This is a genomic window from Photobacterium nomapromontoriensis, from assembly GCF_050336815.1.
Taxonomy (GTDB): domain Bacteria; phylum Pseudomonadota; class Gammaproteobacteria; order Enterobacterales; family Vibrionaceae; genus Photobacterium; species Photobacterium nomapromontoriensis.
This window is the reverse complement of sequence record NZ_JAKJSL010000059.1, coordinates 20,881-37,989: the sequence shown is the minus strand read 5'-3', so window position 1 is coordinate 37,989 and position 17,109 is coordinate 20,881. Positions and strand designations below refer to the sequence as shown.

The window sequence follows — 17,109 nt, the reverse complement described above, 5'->3', positions numbered from 1 at the left end:
GACACGGCATTAGCTGGTACTGAAGATAGCTCGATTGTCTTTACTCAAGAGATGCTGCTGCAAAACGCCACCGACATTGATAGCGATAACCTCACCGCGCTGAACCTGCAGATTGATGAGCAGTACGGCAGTGTGGTTGATAACGAAGACGGCACCTTCACCTTTACCCCCGCCGCCGATTACAACGGCGATGTCCCGTTCAGCTTTGATGTCAATGACAACGACGGGGCAATCACGCCAGCTAGTGGTAATTTAGACCTTGCGGCAGAGAATGATGCGGCGGTGGTCAATGATCAGGGATTTACCGTCAATGAAGATGGTACTTTAAACTTTACCGATGAAGATTTACTTGCTGGTGCAACAGATATTGATAACGATGATTTAACCGTTGAATCTGTGAATTACAGCGGGGCTAATGGTGTATTTACTGATCATGGAGATGGTACATATACCTTTGCGCCTAACGAAAATTTTCACGGTGAGGTTGATTTAAGTTTTAGTGTCAGTGACGGAACGGTTTCAACATTGGCGAATATTGATATCAAAGTTGAAGCTGTTAACGATATACCCGTAGTGGGGTCGACCTCTTATTCAGTAAATGAAGATGGGATATTGACCTTTAGCAATGATCAACTTCTCGCAAACAGTAGCGATGCTGAAGGTGATGTCAGTATTGCCGATGTCAGTTATAGCGGTAAAGATGGCATCTTAACGAATAATGGTGATGGTACGTATTCATTTGCACCAAACCCTAATTTTGATGGTGATGTCTCTATTGATGTTACCGTCAAAGATGAGGATGGAGCTATCGCCACCACCACTGCGAATGTCGATGTGTTAGCCGTTAATGACAGCCCGGTTGTGAGTGGTAATGTTGCTTACAACGTCGATGAAGATGGTTCGATTACACTCAGCCAAGAACAATTGCTGATGCATGTGACAGACATCGATAGCAGTGACACTTTAGTTGCCGTAAACCTTCAATTAGAGGCATTTGGCCAGGTAACAGTTAATGAGGATGGTTCGTTTACGATTGTCCCTGCTGAGAATTTCAATGGAGATTTAGATTTAACTTTTGATGTCACTGATGGTGAGTATACGGTGTCGACCGGGGTCGATTTAACCGTTAATCCTGTCAACGATCCTGTTATCGCACAAGATGAAAATCGACTTGATGGTTCAGATCCAATGATCAGGCTTGATGCTGCACCTGAACATGGTTCTGTACAATATCAAGATGAAAATGGTGAATGGGCGGATATGGTGGTGGGGATTGAATATCCTGCAGATACACAAGTTCAATTCACGCCTAATACTGAAGAAATCCAGGCCGACACTCGAGATATTCGTGTTGGGAGCTTTGATAGTAACACTGACACCAAAGTTTTTGACGGTCAGGCAAAAGTGGAGGATTGGGGAACGGTAGACGGTGATACTGCGGTATATGAAGAAGATGGTGTCACCATTACCACACAAGTGAATACTGGCGAATTGGCGGCGTGGAATGGTGCGGGCAGCCATGTCGGGGCAGGGATCGGCAATGAAACTCGCAAAGGGCTTGATACGAATGAGATGTTGACGGTAACGGTTGAAGGCGAAGACGTTAATCAAATTACGTTCCAACTTGATGGGTTAGGCGGTTATTTTGATGAAACTAGCCGCCATGCAACTGAAGTCATGATTAAGGCCTATGACGCAGATGGAAATCTGATTGATGCTCAGGGAGGCTATCGCGATTCGGGTGAATACCAAGACGAATATGTATTCACGACGGATGTTCCAGTTCATCACTTTACTCTTGGTACGACGGGCAGTAATGGCACCTATGTTGTGCAGAATATGACGGTATCTCGCACGATGTCTGAAGAAATTCAGATGACGACAATTCAGGCTGATGGTAGTGAGGTTACTCATGCTATGAATCTTGATTTGAATTACAGTACCGCCGATCAAACACTCAATGTGACCGAGCAGTTAATCGATATTCAAGAAGGCATCACATCACGCGCGATAGAAGTGGAAGAAGATGGTCAGTTAATTTTAAATTCTGCTGATTTATTGCTCAATGATACCGATGCAGATGGCGATCGACTAACGATTACCGATGTTGATGCGACAGAAGACACACATGGTACCGTTCATTTAGATGACGATGGAAATGTGGTTTTTACACCCGATCCTGATTATAACGGTCCCGCATCGTTTACTTATACGGTATCTGATGGTAATGGCTCAACAGATACCGCAACGGTTTCGGTTGATGTCACCCCTGTCGATGATGAGCCTATTGCTCCGAGTTTGAGTTTCAATGTCGATGAAGATCAAGTGCTAGTCATTGATCCCGCATATATCCTCAAACAGGCCAGTGATGCTGATGGTGATACATTGTCATTGGATGATCTTTCTCTAAAGCAACCTGCAAATGGTCAATTACAGTTGCAGCAAGATGGAATGTACCACCTCATTACGCCACCTGACTTTAACGGTTTAATTGAATTGAATTATACCGTCTCTGATGGGAACGATAGCGTTGATGGCGCAATGAAAGTTGATGTGCTTCCTGTGAATGATGCGCCATTTAATCATGGTAATGCTCACCTTACCACTAATGAAGATGGTGCATTTACGTTCAATGCCAATGATATGTTGGATTTGTTTGGTGATATTGATGATGATGATTTAGTTATTTCACGCATTATTACCGTAGAGGGGGAAGAGGGAGGGACGGTCAGTAAAAACGAAGATGGCTCTTGGACATTTACACCGGCTGAAAATTATTCGGGTACGGCTGAATTGCAAGTGGAAGTGAAAGATCCTGATGGCTTAACAACCATGCTGGAGATGCCTGTTTATGTCCGCCCTGTGGCTGATGGAGCTGTGATCACCACCGATCATCAAGGGCCGTTGGTCTTTGATGAGGGGATGCCTGGGTTATTAGGACTGAATGTTGAGATGATAGATGCATCCGAGCAGCTTAGTCATCTTGTGATCACTGGCTTTCCAGTGGGGTTTGAAGTTTCTGATGGCGTCAATACAATTACTATCACTGATGAGGGGCAAGTGATTGATGTAACAACATGGAGCGTCAATGATCTGTCAATGATCCCGCCGCAAGACTTTACGGGGAGTTTCTTCGTGACGGTGTCAGCCACAACTGCAGATTATGGTGATGAATCATCAAGTCAGCTTTTGCAGCCAACTGAAAGTTATGCTGATTTCGATACCTCGGCAGGGGAGTCGATGGTGTTATCGATGGATGACTTGCTGGCAATGGCTGATGGCATTGATGTCAGCGATGGGGATGAAGTACATAGTGTTCATTTGATTGACCGTAGCCAAGGTGAACTGGTTGATAATGGTGATGGTTCGTGGTCATTTAGTCCTGCAGAAGGCTTTACGGGTGATGTCGATTTTGCTTATCAGGTAATACATGATGGCAATAATATCGATGTGCAAAGTTCAATAGCAGTGAACGAGCCAGATCCTTCGTCATTATACAATGGCGACAGTAATGAAGCACCGGCTGTTGAGCGTATTGCAACAACAGAGATTGATGCGAATAACACACTTACCTTTACAGACAGTGATTTATTGGCACAACTCTCTGATGCAAATAATGACACGTTAAGCATAGAATCCGTTCAGTTAATCTCAGGGCAGGGTGTGTTAGCCGTTAATGGTGAGGGAGAATATAGTTTTTCTCCTGCACAAGGGTATAACGGTGAAGCTCAAATTGCGTTCGTTGCAACGGATGGTGAAGACAGTGTACGCAGCCACTTTAATGTCAATGTTACTGAATCCGAACCTGAATCAGCCTTTATGCTGAATGAGTTCGGTGCGTTAGAGCTTGCTGATAGTGATATTTTAGCATCGCTAAACTTGCATGAAGGGACTGAAATTACAACTGTAGAGTATCATGGCGAGGCTGGAACACTGGTTGAAGACGGTGATAGCGGATGGGTATTCTGGACGGACGAAGAGTTTAATGGAAAGCTGGATCTTGAAGTGACAACATCGGAAGGCGAGAGTAATACGCTACATGAATTAACCTTAGAGGTTGATGAATACCGCGATCCAGAAGCAACCTCGGAAGTTAAGTTTGATGAAGCTCTTGGGGTGGAACGCGAATTTGATACCCAGACAACGGTCTTGGATGATGAAGCACTAGGTGACGCAGCTGAAGCTCGTGAGGTCGATGAGGGCGGAGCCGATATCAGTGTCGCACCGGGAGGAACGATACGTGTTGATATTCCTGATGAGATAACGGATAACCCTGATGTTGTTCAGGTTGAAATCAGTAATTTGCCTGAAGGTGCAACAATCTCTAACGGTATTTTGAATGATGATGGCTCTTATACTGTAAGCGGTGATTTAGCACGCCCGGCAACCATGAGCTTGTCGGATGAGCATGAGGGGAGCACTACTGTCCATTTTGAGGGGCAAACTGAGATTGGAGAACCCGTGGACGGCGCAACGGGCGATGTCACGATTGAGATAGATGACGCTCACGCAATGCAAACCAGCCACCGGAGTCAAGATGAGCCACTAGGGAGCCAGAGTGAAGATTCCGGCGTCGGTGACTGGATGCAGGGCGATAACCGAGATACTGGGATTGATGTGATGGATGACAGCTCCTCCTACGAGAATGACGAGCATTCATCTCAGCAGGATGATCATGGAATAGTCGATGATAATGTAGTGTAAATCGTACATCCATTGTTGGCTCTCGATAGGGAGCCAGCAGTTATCATTTCCGCGCTATGTTCGAATTGAGTACTCTGAGCCCTATTAGAACCTTGCACGTTAAGATGCGCGGATAAATACTGATAATTTTCGGAATCAGATCATTTCACACCTGTGAATATGCGATTATATTGTCTCAATAATTAACGAGTATATTATTGAGACCACTTCAATGTCAGCGATGTACACAAAATATGCCGAGCAATATGACGCGGCGATTCAAGATAATATTTACAATGCACATTTTGAAAGACCATCATTGCAGGCGATGATCGGAGATATTCGCGATCTTGATGTTCTGGATTTAGGTTGTGGTTCAGGTGTGTATGCCGACTACTTGATCAGTAACGGAGCCGGAAAAGTCACCTGTATTGATTACTCTGAAGAGATGGTCAATATCGTTAAGCGAAAATTGGGTGACCGGGTGACGGCGTACGCCCAAGATCTATCTGCTGGTTTGGTGAATGAAACCTCGAACAGCGCAGATTTGGTCATCTGTCCGCTTGTCATTCACTACCTTGAAGATTTAACCGCCTTGTTTAGGGAGGTGGCGAGAGTCCTTAGGTGTGGCGGTCGCTTGGTCTTTTCAACGCATCACCCATTTGCTGACTTTGAGTGCTCGGTATCAGGCAATTATTTTGAACGCGAATTGGTTAGAGATGTATGGGATACGATTGGAGAGCCAATTGAAGTTTCCTTCTATCGACGCTCTCTCTCAGAAATTATGGCTGCGATAACAGGATCTGGTCTGGTTGTGACGCAACTGACCGAAGGGAAAGTCTCAGAAGAGGTGAAAGCGATGTCCGCCGAAACATATGATTTCCTGTTAAAAAAGCCTAACTTTATTTTTATTCAATGCCAAAAGTTAGCGTAAGAAGAGAAAAGAATGAAGCAACCCACCTTATATATTTTCTCGGGCTTACCCGCATCGGGAAAAACAACGTTAGCGCAGCGATTAGCTCAGTATTTGTCGGTAACGTATATTCGTATCGATACCGTAGAACAGGGACTACGTGATCTGTGTAGTGTAAATGTGGAAGGTGAAGGCTATCGGCTGAGTTATCGTATCGCCCATGATAACTTAGCGTTAAGGCAATCCGTCATTGCTGATTCATGTAATCCGATTGTATTGACTCGCAAGGAATGGCAGCAAGTTGCGATTGATGCCGGGGCAGAGTATGTCGATATTGAAATTTCATGCTCTGATGTTGTCGAGCATCAATATCGGGTTGAACATAGAGTCTGTTCAATTAATAACTTGGAATTACCTACATGGCAGCAGGTTAAGTTTCGAGAATATCACCCTTGGAGTAGCAACGTTGTTAGACTTGATACTAGCGGGAAGTCGATAGAAGATACATTTGATGAATTGCTTGTTAAGTTGGCCTTTATACCCAGCCGACCTCAATAAAATACGGTGATTTTAGCGTGATTGTTGAGGTGAGTTGGATATAAGGCCTATATGATGATTGTTAATCATTGCTAAATAAAAATGAAGCATCGATGGTATATATATCGTAGCCTTTATCCCATTCTTCAATTATTAATTTTTCGTCTGATGAATTCACACATTGGCCTTGATATTCTTGGCCATCTAATCCTTGCTGGTATGCTCTTCTAGGTTGGCAAAACTGATTAATACCTTCCATGTAACCTTTTTTGTATGTTTCATAATCGTTGTTAGTTAACATACTTAACTTTTCAAGTTCGTTTTTATCTCTTTGATAATGACCAGAGTTTCCATCAATAAATCCAACTTGTCGCCATTGGTCTTGTTGTGCAAGATTAACTAATTTTTCATGATTGCTGCAACCTAATAATAGCAAGCTTGTCAATATGAAGAGTATTTTATTCATGTATCCCTCTTTCATTTTATCTAAATGGTATTGAATAGCACTATTAATAAGATAGCCTGTTTTAATGAAATGTGACGATTAGTTAGTGGGACTGTTGAATTATTATATTTTATAAAATTAGCATCGAGCTAAACTGAAAATAAAAGATAAAAATATGGCAAGTTTTAGTGATTAAATTAAAAAACTGAAAGAATTAGAAAGGGGATAATTACAATGGGACTTTCGATGACATAAAAAAGCCAGCAAAGCCGGCTTTCTCGTAACTGAACAATGACTACTTAGTGGTGCTTAAGAAAGCATAGCCCGTCATGAATGATGCTTCTTGGAATTGGCGCAGGCCAGTTGCACGGAAGTCGATAACCAGAGGGTTACGCTTAATGCTTTGCTTGATCTCATTGCTAGAAAGGAAATCAACCTCAACGCCTTCAATCAGCTGGATAGCTGCCTCAATCTTAAAGCCGACTGCGCTGCCTGCAAACTTGCCACGCGTTTCACGAGTACGGATAACAACGCGATCAATTTGGTAGTCATCTAGAAGCTTTTTGAACGTCTGCTGGAATTTACGCATCTGCTCATTGTCCAGAGAGTCCTGAATGATGAACTTCTGTGAACGGCATTCAGGGATGTCGAACAGACCGTTACTTTTCGTCAGAAGGCAAATGATAGCTTCATTACTACGAAGCTCAACAGCACAAATTTTCATGTAAACACCTAAATATATAGTTAGCTGGCCATTGTAGGCAAAAGTGTGGCAAATGTCAGATTTTTAAATGCCGCAACTGTGAATAATCCACTAAGAGTAGATTGGGCCATCAAGCTCAAGCTGGGTTAGCAGCAATCGGGTATCAAACTCAAGCTGGTGGTAGTCAGGCTCCATATGGCAGCATAATTGGTAGAAGGCCTTATTATGTTCTTTCTCTCGTACATGTGCGAGTTCATGCACGACTATCATAGTTAATAGCGGAAGAGGAGCCTGCTTGAATACTGCTGAGATGCGGATTTCATTCTTGGCTTTCAGTTTGTTGCCATGAACACGTGACACGAACGTGTGTAGGCCGAGCGCATGATTAACGACATGGATTTTACTGTCGAAAGCCACTTTACTGATCGGAGATGATTTACGCAAATACTGGTTTTTAATACCCATAACAAAATCATAAAGGGCTTTTTCTGATTGAATGTTATGGCCTTCTGGGTATTTTTTCAGCAAGAAACGCTTGAGATTATCTTCTCGGATCAGCGTGTTGACTTGGTCTATGAGATTGGCGGGATAACCTTGAAGATATTTAAGTTCTTGCATGATATTCGCTTTATGATATGTCGATTTCGAGGCGAATATTAACGAGCTTGTGGTTTAGACGCAACGAAAATACCCTGACTATTTTACTCACTAATTGCTTGCACTAAGACGGAGAAAAAGATGCGTTTACGGCTGCCACCCCCTTTGATATTGATGTTGACACTAATAGGTATGTATTGTCTGGCGAAGTACTGGCCGCTCTATGCGTTTGATTTTATTGGACGACAGTATGCGGTTTTGTGCTTTTGTTTCCTTGGCGCGGTCTTTGGATTGGCTGCCATTATGTCGTTTTCTCGGGCGCAAACAACGATTGATCCTCGTTATCCCAATAAAACATCAACTTTAGTGACTACTGGCATTTATCGATTTTCTCGCAACCCGATGTATCTTGGGTTGCTGTGTTTTTTGTGTGCTGCGTTCATCTATTTTGCGGCGATGTCTGCACTGTTGATGTTGATTCTGTTTGTGTTGTATATGAATCACTTTCAGATTGCTGCTGAAGAAGCCGTGTTACAGGCTATGTTTGGTGAGCGTTATGAGCACTATTGTCGGCATGTGCGTCGATGGTGTTGAGTTGTCTTAATGGTGAGACATTCATGCTTAAGTCAATAAGGTACGTATATCTAAGGGTAATGTTGGCTATGATTATTAAGCGACTGTTTATTAGGTAGTTAGACCGTTTGTTTTGATTCAAGCAAGGAGTGTTGCATGGGGCTAAAGTCGACGTTCAATCAGAATATATGGCCAATTATGAAATTGCCATTGGCGTGTTTGTTTACAACCAGCGATGACGTCACATTTGTTAGGCCCCCCTTTCATGGCAATCTTTGTGGTGGTGTGAATAAGCACCTCCATTTGCTTGATCAAGCGAGAGTCGAAATCGCCACGTTAAAACTCGCTGTAGAGCAGGCTGGCTATCAGTTATGTGAGATAGTGAGAACAGAGGTGATTCTATCGCGATCCATCGATGAATATCAGCTCAAGGAATTGTACAAAATATTAGAACCATTACCGGGCGAAGTGGAAATTCATTATGACGAGTCGATTCTCTTTTCTCCGAGTTCAAAGCTAGCACATTCTCAGTTAATAGCGATTGAAGCGATGCTCATCCACTAACTTACGTACTAACGTTATGCTGCGTGCGTTTGTTGACTATATCAAGCTATCTAGGGGCTGTATTCATTGGTTGCTGCCGGACGTTAGTCATGATTTAGCGACTACACTTGTGAGACGGTAGATAGAGAGGGGAGTCTTATGAGTTATCTCCATGGTATTCATATCGAGGTTGAGCAAGTCGGTAACCAAGTGTTTATGGAGTTTAAAGCCATTGGAACACTTACCCATCAGGACTATGAGAAAATCACGCCACTTATTGAAGATGCTTTGAATGGTATCGACGATCCCATCGTCAATATTTATGTTGATGGTACTGAATTTGAGGGGTGGGATTTACATGCTGCGTGGGATGATCTTAAACTCGGGCTCAAATATGGGCGAAAGTTTAATAAAGTCGCGATTTATGGCAATCAGCGCTGGCAACAAGTGATGAGTAAAGTCGGCGGATGGTTTATCAGTGGTGAAACTCGTTATTTTGAGGACTCTATAGATGCCATTAATTGGTTGAAAGCGTAAAGAGTTAATACAGCATATGTGTATGGTATTGATAAATCAATTGATTTAATATACAGGCAAGTTATTGCGGGTATAACATTGCAGGTATGACTAGCATGAAAAAAATAATAACAACGGGTGGCGTGTTGTTTTCTTTGTTACCGATCACCGCATGGTGTGATGGAGCGAAAGAATTCGATACGTTTGCTGATCAACCTTTGATAGAAAAGCATTTTCAGTATTATGCGGGGATTAAAGCGGGTGGAAGCCTACTGAGTAACGATGATAGCGCCACGTTAACGGGTGGCGGTGTCGTTGATTCGGAAGATAGCGGGATGAATTCGTTTGGTGGTTTTGATTTGGGTGTGTATACGCCAGATGGCCGAGGGCGTGTTTATTATAGCTATGAATACCACAATTCGAATACTCAATTTAATGGGCACAATGCTTATGATACAAATGTCAATTTACATTTGATCAGTGCCGATCATCTATTTCGTCCAGGCCAAGATATTCGTCCTTTCGCCGGTCTGCATGTGGGTTATGCTTTTACAAAAACAGACTCAAATTCTTCTGATGGGTTTAAAGATAATGGTATTGTTTTTGGTGTTCAGGCTGGCCTTAGTTGGCAGGTGATGACCGATTTTGGTTTAGAAATGGGCTTGCGCCATACCGTATTACCCTCTAATCGTCGATCATGGCAGGCTGATCATCGCCAAGGTGGGCCAGTGACAGTTGAAACTCAGCTGAAAGGCGTAAGTTCTGCATATGTAGGAGCGACGTATCGTTTTTAACCTTTATTTCCAAGCGGCTTCATGAGACGTGCTGAAATAAGCGACTTGAAGCCATTTGGGTATAAGGTTTACTCATCCTTCGAGCCGCGTATAATGCCCTGCTGCAACCAGAATCAATAAGGACTTCAAGTTGAAGCTATTTGTAAGAGATCTTACTGTCATTGATGCCTCATACCTGTGCGCACAGCGAGGTATGGTGGGAGAGAGTTGGATCCTCGATGTGGTGATGTCGGGTGAGCTCAATGAGATGAGCATGTTGCTCGACTTTAGCCGGGTAAAAAAGCAGATCAAGCAGATCGTTGATGAGTATGTTGATCACCGTCTGATTGTGCCGTCTCAGAACGCCGCTATTTGTATCGCACCCAGTCACAAGGCGGATTATTCAACGGTTGACTTGTTACGTGGTGATAGCAGTATTCATCTTCATTGTCCGGATCAAGCCTATTGTTTTATTGATGACTCCATCGTTTCTATTGATTCAGTGACTCGTCATCTTCATCACGTTCTTGAGGGCAAGCTTCCTAAGAATGTGCAAGGGCTTGAACTGACACTGCGCCATGAAACAATCGACGGTGCTTTTTATCATTACAGTCATGGCTTAAAAAAGCATGATGGAAACTGTCAGCGTATTGCACATGGTCACCGTTCACCCGTTGAATTGTTTGTTGATGGACAGCGAGATGCGGTACTGGAAGCACAATGGGCTGCTCGCTGGCAGGATATTTATCTGGGTAGCCAGGAAGATGTGTGTCAGGTTAATCAACTGGCGTTGAGTGATAATGCTGCTATCAGTGATCAAAGTCATTACGGTTTCCGCTATTTGGCTCCTCAGGGTGAATTTGAATTGGCTATTGCTCGTAATGCGACAGAAATGCTGGAAACGGATACCACGGTTGAGTTGCTTGCCCAGTATATAGCGGAGCAATTGAGTTCAGATGTCGCAGCAGCTAGTACGCTAGAGGTTGTGGCATATGAAGGAGTGGGTAAAGGCGCGATGGCGTCAGTGAAAGGTCGTCAATAAGCGCTGTTTCTCTCGTTTTTCGTTCTGAATAAAACAAGCCCCCTGATAGTCATATCAGGGGGCTTTTTCTTGGAATGCGTTATGAGCACTATGCTAGTGCTAATCTACGTGAATATTTCGGTCACGTTGGTTGTACATCTCCGGTGTGGTGTGAAAGTTTCCCGCAAAGCCCGCTTTTTGTAGCTTCTCTCTTACGTCTTTTATGTTGATGGCTGTGACAGGGATGCGGCGATCACCTAAGTAATAGCGGATAAAACTGATTAACTCTGATAGCTGTGTATCCGATAAAACATTCTGAAAGCTCGACATCGGCATAAAGTTTTTTTCTTGATTAAGATAGCTCGGTTCAAGCCCTCGTATTGTAACGGCAATGGTGTTGTACGGATCACTGTGCATGATAATGCCGTTATTGAGTAGGGTAGGTGCAATTGGCGGACGACCTTTACCGTCTTCACCATGACAAACACCACAGGTTGTCGAAAATAGAGCGTAGGTTTCAGATTGCATGGCTTGTTCAGTAAATCCTGAGGGCTGTAGCTGTTTCGTATCCGGTGGAATATGGTTGTATTCATCACCAATAAGTAAATATGTAGCCATGGCTTCAACATCATCACGGGTCATGTACTGGGTACTGTTTTTGACGACATCGGCCATACCGGCAAACGCTGATCCTTTATCTGAGTGGCCAGTATGCAGGAAATCGGTAAGTGATTTTAGATCCCACCTATCTTGATAAAGTTCTTTGGCCGTAATATCAGGGGCATTCCATCCGTCAATAATATTGCCTTGGAAAATTCTTTTTGGTTCAAGTGCCTGAGCTATGTTGCGCGGTGTATGACATTCTGAACAATGGCCAAGGCCCATGACCAAATATTTTCCTCTAACCCATGCTTCTGCTTGTTGTGTAGACCCCCCTGCGGGAAGGTTAGCGCTAAGATTTAGCGGTGTTGTATCCATGAAAACGATATTCCAACCCAGCAATCCTAATCGGATGTTGGACGGGAAGATCATACTGTTTTCGTCGTTTCGACGGGCGACAGCAGTAACCGTCTGCAAGTAATCCCATAAAGCCTGTACATTATCTTCTGTGACGTATTGATAAGAGGTATATGGCATTGCAGGGTAGAGATAACCATGTTTGCCTTTTCCATCGTATAATGCGGCTTTGAACTCATCGTAGCTGTAGTCGCCAATGCCTTCTGATACATGTGGGGTGATATTGGTGGAATATACGGTTCCAAATGGGGTAACAAAGGGTAATCCGCCCGCAAATGGTTCGCCGCCTTCTGCACTGTGGCAAGCGATACAATCTCCAGCAGACGCAAGATATTTACCTTGCTCAATCTTATCTTTAGGCAGGGCTGCGATTTTTGCATCTCGATTAAGGCGTTGCGCTGTAATAAACGCACCGAGAGCGAATATGTCATCATCTGTCAGTTGCCCAACAAAAGCCGGCATCATACTGTTCAACCCATAGTTAATAGTATGCTGGATCTCCTCTAGGCTCCCCCCATTGACCCAGACACTGTCTGAGAGGTTTGATGCGCCTATTGCTTGATTGCCTTTGGCTTCTGTACCGTGACAAATAACACAGTTAGCGGTATAGATTTCTCGCCCCAGTTCGATACTGACTGAAGGTGCGTTTAATGGTCGATGTTGTAAAGAAGCCAGATAATAGGATAAATATTGAATATCTTCTTTAGATAGCGTGGCTTGCCATCCCGGCATCGCGCCATCACGACCGTGTTTAATGGAATGAAGAATATCTTTATCAGTCCCCCCGTATTGCCACACGTTGTCAATTAAGTTAGGAAAGTGCTTTTGGCCCTGACCATTACTTCGGTGACAGGCCGCACAGTGTGTTTGAAATAGCGCCTTACCCGAGGTAACAATCGCTGGATTTGCCGCCAGTGCCTGTAGTGTTGGTTGTGGCCCTATGCTGGCGATTTGCTCATGAAGTGAAACGGCGTTGTTTGTTGGTGTATCATCATTTTGTGTCCAACCGAGCATGCCACGCCAGTCTCCCAGACCTGGGTACAAAATCAAAAAAACAATTGCGCAGCCAAAAGCAACGAAGTAGGCAATAAAGACAATACGCGGGGTAGGGCCGTCATTTTCATCGACATTATCAAATGAGTCGACAGTTTTGTTGGCATCGGCCAAGTGGTTGGTGCGCCAGTGCTTTATGACGATCCATACCATTATCAAAAGGAACACAACGGTCAGAACAGTTACCCATATATTCCAGAATTCAGTCATGGTTATTGCTCCTGATCGTGCATGGTATCGACACCTAAACTTTGTAGATAGCTAATTAATGCCTCTCCACGGGTTCGTCCTACAACCTCAAGGCGGGCACCATCAATATCGCTATCGGTGTAAGGAACCCCGAGCGTGCGTAAAACACGCATTTTGTCGGCAATGACATCGCCATCGAGTATTTGATCAAACAACCAGGGATAAGAAGGCATTATCGACGTTGGCACGACATCGCGGGGATTGATCAGATGAATGAGGTGCCATTGATCGGTATATTTACGGCCAAGATTAGTGAGATCCGGGCCAGTGCGTTTTGACCCCCACAAATTAGGAAATTCATAGATGTCATCGGCTTCCTTGTTAGCTCGTCCACTCCGCAGTATTTCGGCCTCAAGCGGCCTTACCATTTGGGTGTGGCAGACATGGCAGCCTTCACTGATATAGATATCACGCCCTTCCAGCTCTAATGCTGTCAGTGGTTTTGCCTGTGATATTTTAGCGAGATCGTGCGCCATAAAAATATTGGGGACAACCCATGAAAGCAACGAGAAACCTGCAACAGCGATGGTTGAAATGATCAAAATGAATACGGATTGGGTAAAGTCTTTGCTGAAGATCATGACTTACCCTCCATGGCCACCGTGGATGATGCGGTTGATGACACCGTTTTGTAGAGATTAACCACCATCATTAAGATACCGATGACAAAGAATGCACCACCAATGAAGCGCATCAGTAGCCATGGTGCCTTGAAATCCATGGCTTCGACAAAGCTGTAGGTCAAAGAGCCATTATCTTGTTGTGCCAACCACATATAGCCTTCGCCAATGCCTGCGACCCATAAGGAAATGGCATATAAGACAATACCAATATGAGCGAACCAAAAGTGCCATTTAAGCAGCCTATTTGACCATAACGTCTCTTTATTCCAGAGTCGGGGAATGAAGTAATAGAACACGGCAATGGCTGACATACCAACCCAGCCTAATGCCCCCGAGTGCACGTGACCGACAACCCATTCTGTGTTGTGCGCGATCATATTGAACCAGCGAATTGCCAGTAATGGTCCTTCAAATGTCGCGAGGCAGTAATACAAAATGGCGGAAAAAAAGAACCACATAATGTAATCATGTTTGAGCTTGGGTTTATTGGAAAGTAGGGTCATGGCAGCGTTGTAGGCTCCAGCCCATGATGGGATCCATAAAATCAACGACATCACTATACCGATATTCTGTACCCATACAGGCACAGAGGAATAAATGAGATGGTGGGTGCCAGCCCATGTGTAGAAGCCGACCAGCCCCCAAAAGTGAATAATGGACAGTCGATAGGAGTAGATAGGCCGCTCTGCCACTTTAGGGATGAAGTAGTAATTCATTCCAATGAGTCCAGCCGTGAGTAAGAATCCGACGGCATTGTGTCCCCACCACCATTGTACAATGGCATCTTGTGCACCTGCGTATACGGAATAGGATTTCCACATAGTGACAGGTAACTCGAGATTATTGGTGACGAAAATCATCGCAATCACGATAATAAATGCGCCAAAAAACCAGTTAGCGACAAAAATGTGACTGACCTTCCGTATGGCGATAGTGCCAAAAAACAGGACAGCATACAGTACCCAGACAATGACGATCATAATATCAATCGGCCATTCTAACTCGGCATATTCTTTGCTGGTGGTAAACCCTAAAGGCAAGGTTATTAAAGCCAAAACTAAGATCAGTTGCCAGCCCCAAAATACCATCCATGACAGGCTTTTATTAAATAACGATACGTGGCTGGTACGTTGAACAATATAAAGAGAACTGCCCATCAGTATATTGACGACAAAACCAAAAATAACACCTGACGTATGCAGTGGTCGAAGCCGCCCAAACTGGAAATATTGCGAATCGAAATTAAGTTGTGGCCAGTAAAGTTGTGCCGCCAATATAAGACCGATTGTTGTGCCTGCTACCGCCCAAATAACTGAAGCGATAATAAAATAGCGAACAACTTTCGTGTCATACTGTATCGTCTCAGCCATGATGTTTACTCCGCTTTACGGTCTGTTTCTGAACCCAGCATTGAGTAGTAATGCGCAATGTCTTTCATGTCTTGCTCTGTGAGTGTGTCAGCTTGTTGTTGCATTAAGATAGCAAGACCACTGGTGCGATCACGAGCTTTGTAGTCTTTTAACGCAGAAACCAGATACGAGGCTCGTTGGCCACGCAAGTTAGGATAGGGATCAATCACAGAGATGCCATCGACACCATGGCAGGTCATACAGACTTTGGCTTTTTCTTTACCAATTTCAAATTGGGTGGGTTCATCAGCAATGCCGACATGGCTGAACAAGCATAGATAACCAGTAACTAACCATTTATTCATCGTAATACCCTAAATGGAATTGTTTGAATGAATGTGTCTATTCGTATTTTTGATACTAATAATAGTCGGTGTTTGGCGTAATCGCAGGGTGTTTAATTTGTGTCAGAATGCTAGCTGTTATTTATGATTTCACTGTCTCAATATTAATATAATGGGCAGGGTTCTATCGGCGAATTCGATGAAATAAAAAAGCCTCCACAAAGGGAGGCTTTTAAAATATATACATTTATATGTTCATTGGTACAGAACAATATAAGAGGCGATTAAACGTCGTCGTCACCGAAGCCGAAGTCATCATCGCCGCCGAAGCCGCTATCGTCGCTACCAAAGCCGTTGTCATTGTTAGCAAAGCTGTCATCGAAGCCACCATTGCCAAAACCGCTGTCACCAAAGCCGCTATCACCAAAGCCAGCATCGCCGAAACCAGCGTCACCAAAGCCACCTGTATTATCAGTGTAATCAGAACCGAAGCCTGATGAGTTATCAAGGAAGCTACCGCCGTTGTCGCCAGTATCGGCTGAGGCTAGGCTGTCATCTGCTGCGCCAGTATCTGCTGTCGGATCTGCTGCTGGTGCGTCGGTTGTTGCGTCTGCAGGTGCATCGGTAGCGCTTGTATCCGCGGCTGCAGTAGTATCTGCAGCGTGGTCATCATTGCCGAATAGTGCGTTGCTGATCATATTACCGGCAACCATACCTACCGCAACACTTGCTGCAGTTTGCATGAAGCTACCAAACGCACTTGGTTGCTGCATGGGTTGTGGTGGTTGAGGCGCAGGGCGGCTGCCTCCCATCATTTTGCTGAATGTACCACGGTTAGATTCCGCTTTGTAGTACTCAGCAGACTGCTCTAAGTACTCATTCTTTTGTTTCAGTTCTTTCAGTGCCATCTCTTGTACAAGTACCGCTTGGGTTAACTTGTAAACAGCATCTTGTTGAGAGCCAATTTCATTAGTGATCAGTTGCTCGGCATCCGCATCTTTCGTTTTGTTTGGGCTCTGCTTAAGCTTGTTGGCTACATTCTGAATGAGCTCTTTTTCTTGTGGAGTCATGGTTTACCTTCATTTTCAATGTGGCACGCTGTTGTGCCCTGTTGTTATGACCACCATCCTAGCCTAGGGTTCCTATTACAATCTGTAACTATCAGTAACT

Annotated in this window: 16 protein-coding genes; 8 read left to right on the top strand and 8 right to left on the bottom strand. The window is 44.1% G+C overall.

Going from position 1 to position 17,109, the window contains the following annotated elements; genetic code table 11:
- From L4D12_RS22975 to L4D12_RS22965, 3 genes are all read left to right on the top strand, one after another.
- Positions 1 to 4,704 (top strand): tandem-95 repeat protein (locus tag L4D12_RS22975; RefSeq protein WP_428450158.1); only part of this gene is annotated, 4,704 nt, incomplete at its 5' end.
- 211 nt (positions 4,705 to 4,915) lie between these two features.
- Positions 4,916 to 5,617, top strand: a complete 702-nt coding sequence (locus L4D12_RS22970) for a class I SAM-dependent DNA methyltransferase (RefSeq protein ID WP_428450157.1) — start codon at positions 4,916 to 4,918, stop codon at positions 5,615 to 5,617.
- 12 nt (positions 5,618 to 5,629) lie between these two features.
- Complete coding sequence (locus L4D12_RS22965; protein ID WP_428450156.1) at positions 5,630 to 6,154, top strand: P-loop nucleotide/nucleoside kinase family protein; 525 nt, start codon at positions 5,630 to 5,632, stop codon at positions 6,152 to 6,154.
- Between the two features lie 61 nt (positions 6,155 to 6,215).
- Here the strand turns inward: L4D12_RS22965 and L4D12_RS22960 are convergent, their stop codons facing one another.
- From L4D12_RS22960 to L4D12_RS22950, 3 genes are all read right to left on the bottom strand, one after another.
- Positions 6,216 to 6,599 carry a DUF2799 domain-containing protein gene (locus tag L4D12_RS22960; protein WP_428450155.1) on the bottom strand — a complete coding sequence of 128 codons (384 nt, stop codon included), beginning with the start codon at positions 6,597 to 6,599 and terminating at the stop codon, positions 6,216 to 6,218.
- A 274-nt stretch (positions 6,600 to 6,873) separates the two neighbouring features.
- On the bottom strand, positions 6,874 to 7,302 hold the full coding sequence (locus tag L4D12_RS22955) for a DUF3010 family protein (protein ID WP_428450154.1): 429 nt from the start codon (positions 7,300 to 7,302) through the stop codon (positions 6,874 to 6,876).
- Between the two features lie 90 nt (positions 7,303 to 7,392).
- Positions 7,393 to 7,899 carry a M48 metallopeptidase family protein gene (locus tag L4D12_RS22950; RefSeq protein WP_428450153.1) on the bottom strand — a complete coding sequence of 169 codons (507 nt, stop codon included), beginning with the start codon at positions 7,897 to 7,899 and terminating at the stop codon, positions 7,393 to 7,395.
- 153 nt (positions 7,900 to 8,052) lie between these two features.
- On the opposite strand from L4D12_RS22950, the gene L4D12_RS22945 reads away from it, so the two are divergent.
- The 5 genes from L4D12_RS22945 (at position 8,053) to L4D12_RS22925 (ending at position 11,325) form a co-directional block, all read left to right on the top strand.
- On the top strand, positions 8,053 to 8,472 hold the full coding sequence (locus L4D12_RS22945) for a methyltransferase family protein (protein ID WP_428450152.1): 420 nt from the start codon (positions 8,053 to 8,055) through the stop codon (positions 8,470 to 8,472).
- A 135-nt stretch (positions 8,473 to 8,607) separates the two neighbouring features.
- The gene (locus tag L4D12_RS22940) at positions 8,608 to 9,015 is read left to right on the top strand and encodes a hypothetical protein (RefSeq protein WP_428450151.1); all 408 of its coding nucleotides are present in this window, start codon (positions 8,608 to 8,610) and stop codon (positions 9,013 to 9,015) included.
- A 138-nt stretch (positions 9,016 to 9,153) separates the two neighbouring features.
- A complete protein-coding gene (locus L4D12_RS22935; protein ID WP_428450150.1) occupies positions 9,154 to 9,531 on the top strand; it encodes a SpoIIAA family protein in 378 nt (125 codons plus the stop codon).
- Between the two features lie 95 nt (positions 9,532 to 9,626).
- Positions 9,627 to 10,304, top strand: coding sequence for a hypothetical protein (locus L4D12_RS22930; protein ID WP_428450149.1), 678 nt, complete (start codon positions 9,627 to 9,629; stop codon positions 10,302 to 10,304).
- Between the two features lie 130 nt (positions 10,305 to 10,434).
- A complete protein-coding gene (locus tag L4D12_RS22925; RefSeq protein WP_428450148.1) occupies positions 10,435 to 11,325 on the top strand; it encodes a 6-carboxytetrahydropterin synthase in 891 nt (296 codons plus the stop codon).
- 99 nt (positions 11,326 to 11,424) lie between these two features.
- Here the strand turns inward: L4D12_RS22925 and L4D12_RS22920 are convergent, their stop codons facing one another.
- The 5 genes from L4D12_RS22920 to L4D12_RS22900 form a co-directional block, all read right to left on the bottom strand.
- The gene (locus tag L4D12_RS22920; protein ID WP_428450147.1) at positions 11,425 to 13,584 is read right to left on the bottom strand and encodes a c-type cytochrome; all 2,160 of its coding nucleotides are present in this window, start codon (positions 13,582 to 13,584) and stop codon (positions 11,425 to 11,427) included.
- Between the two features lie 2 nt (positions 13,585 to 13,586).
- Positions 13,587 to 14,201: a cbb3-type cytochrome c oxidase subunit II gene (locus L4D12_RS22915; protein ID WP_428450159.1), complete on the bottom strand. Its 615-nt coding sequence runs from the start codon at positions 14,199 to 14,201 to the stop codon at positions 13,587 to 13,589.
- Positions 14,201 to 15,616, bottom strand: coding sequence for a cytochrome-c oxidase, cbb3-type subunit I (gene ccoN / locus L4D12_RS22910; RefSeq protein WP_428450146.1), 1,416 nt, complete (start codon positions 15,614 to 15,616; stop codon positions 14,201 to 14,203). Before ccoN ends, L4D12_RS22915 begins: the two co-directional genes overlap by 1 nt.
- Positions 15,617 to 15,621: 5 nt before the next feature.
- Entirely contained in the window at positions 15,622 to 15,960 is a 339-nt protein-coding gene (locus L4D12_RS22905) for a c-type cytochrome (RefSeq protein WP_428450145.1), read from the bottom strand.
- A gap of 263 nt (positions 15,961 to 16,223) precedes the next feature.
- Positions 16,224 to 17,009: a DUF2076 domain-containing protein gene (locus tag L4D12_RS22900; protein ID WP_428450144.1), complete on the bottom strand. Its 786-nt coding sequence runs from the start codon at positions 17,007 to 17,009 to the stop codon at positions 16,224 to 16,226.
- Positions 17,010 to 17,109: the final 100 nt, after the last annotated feature.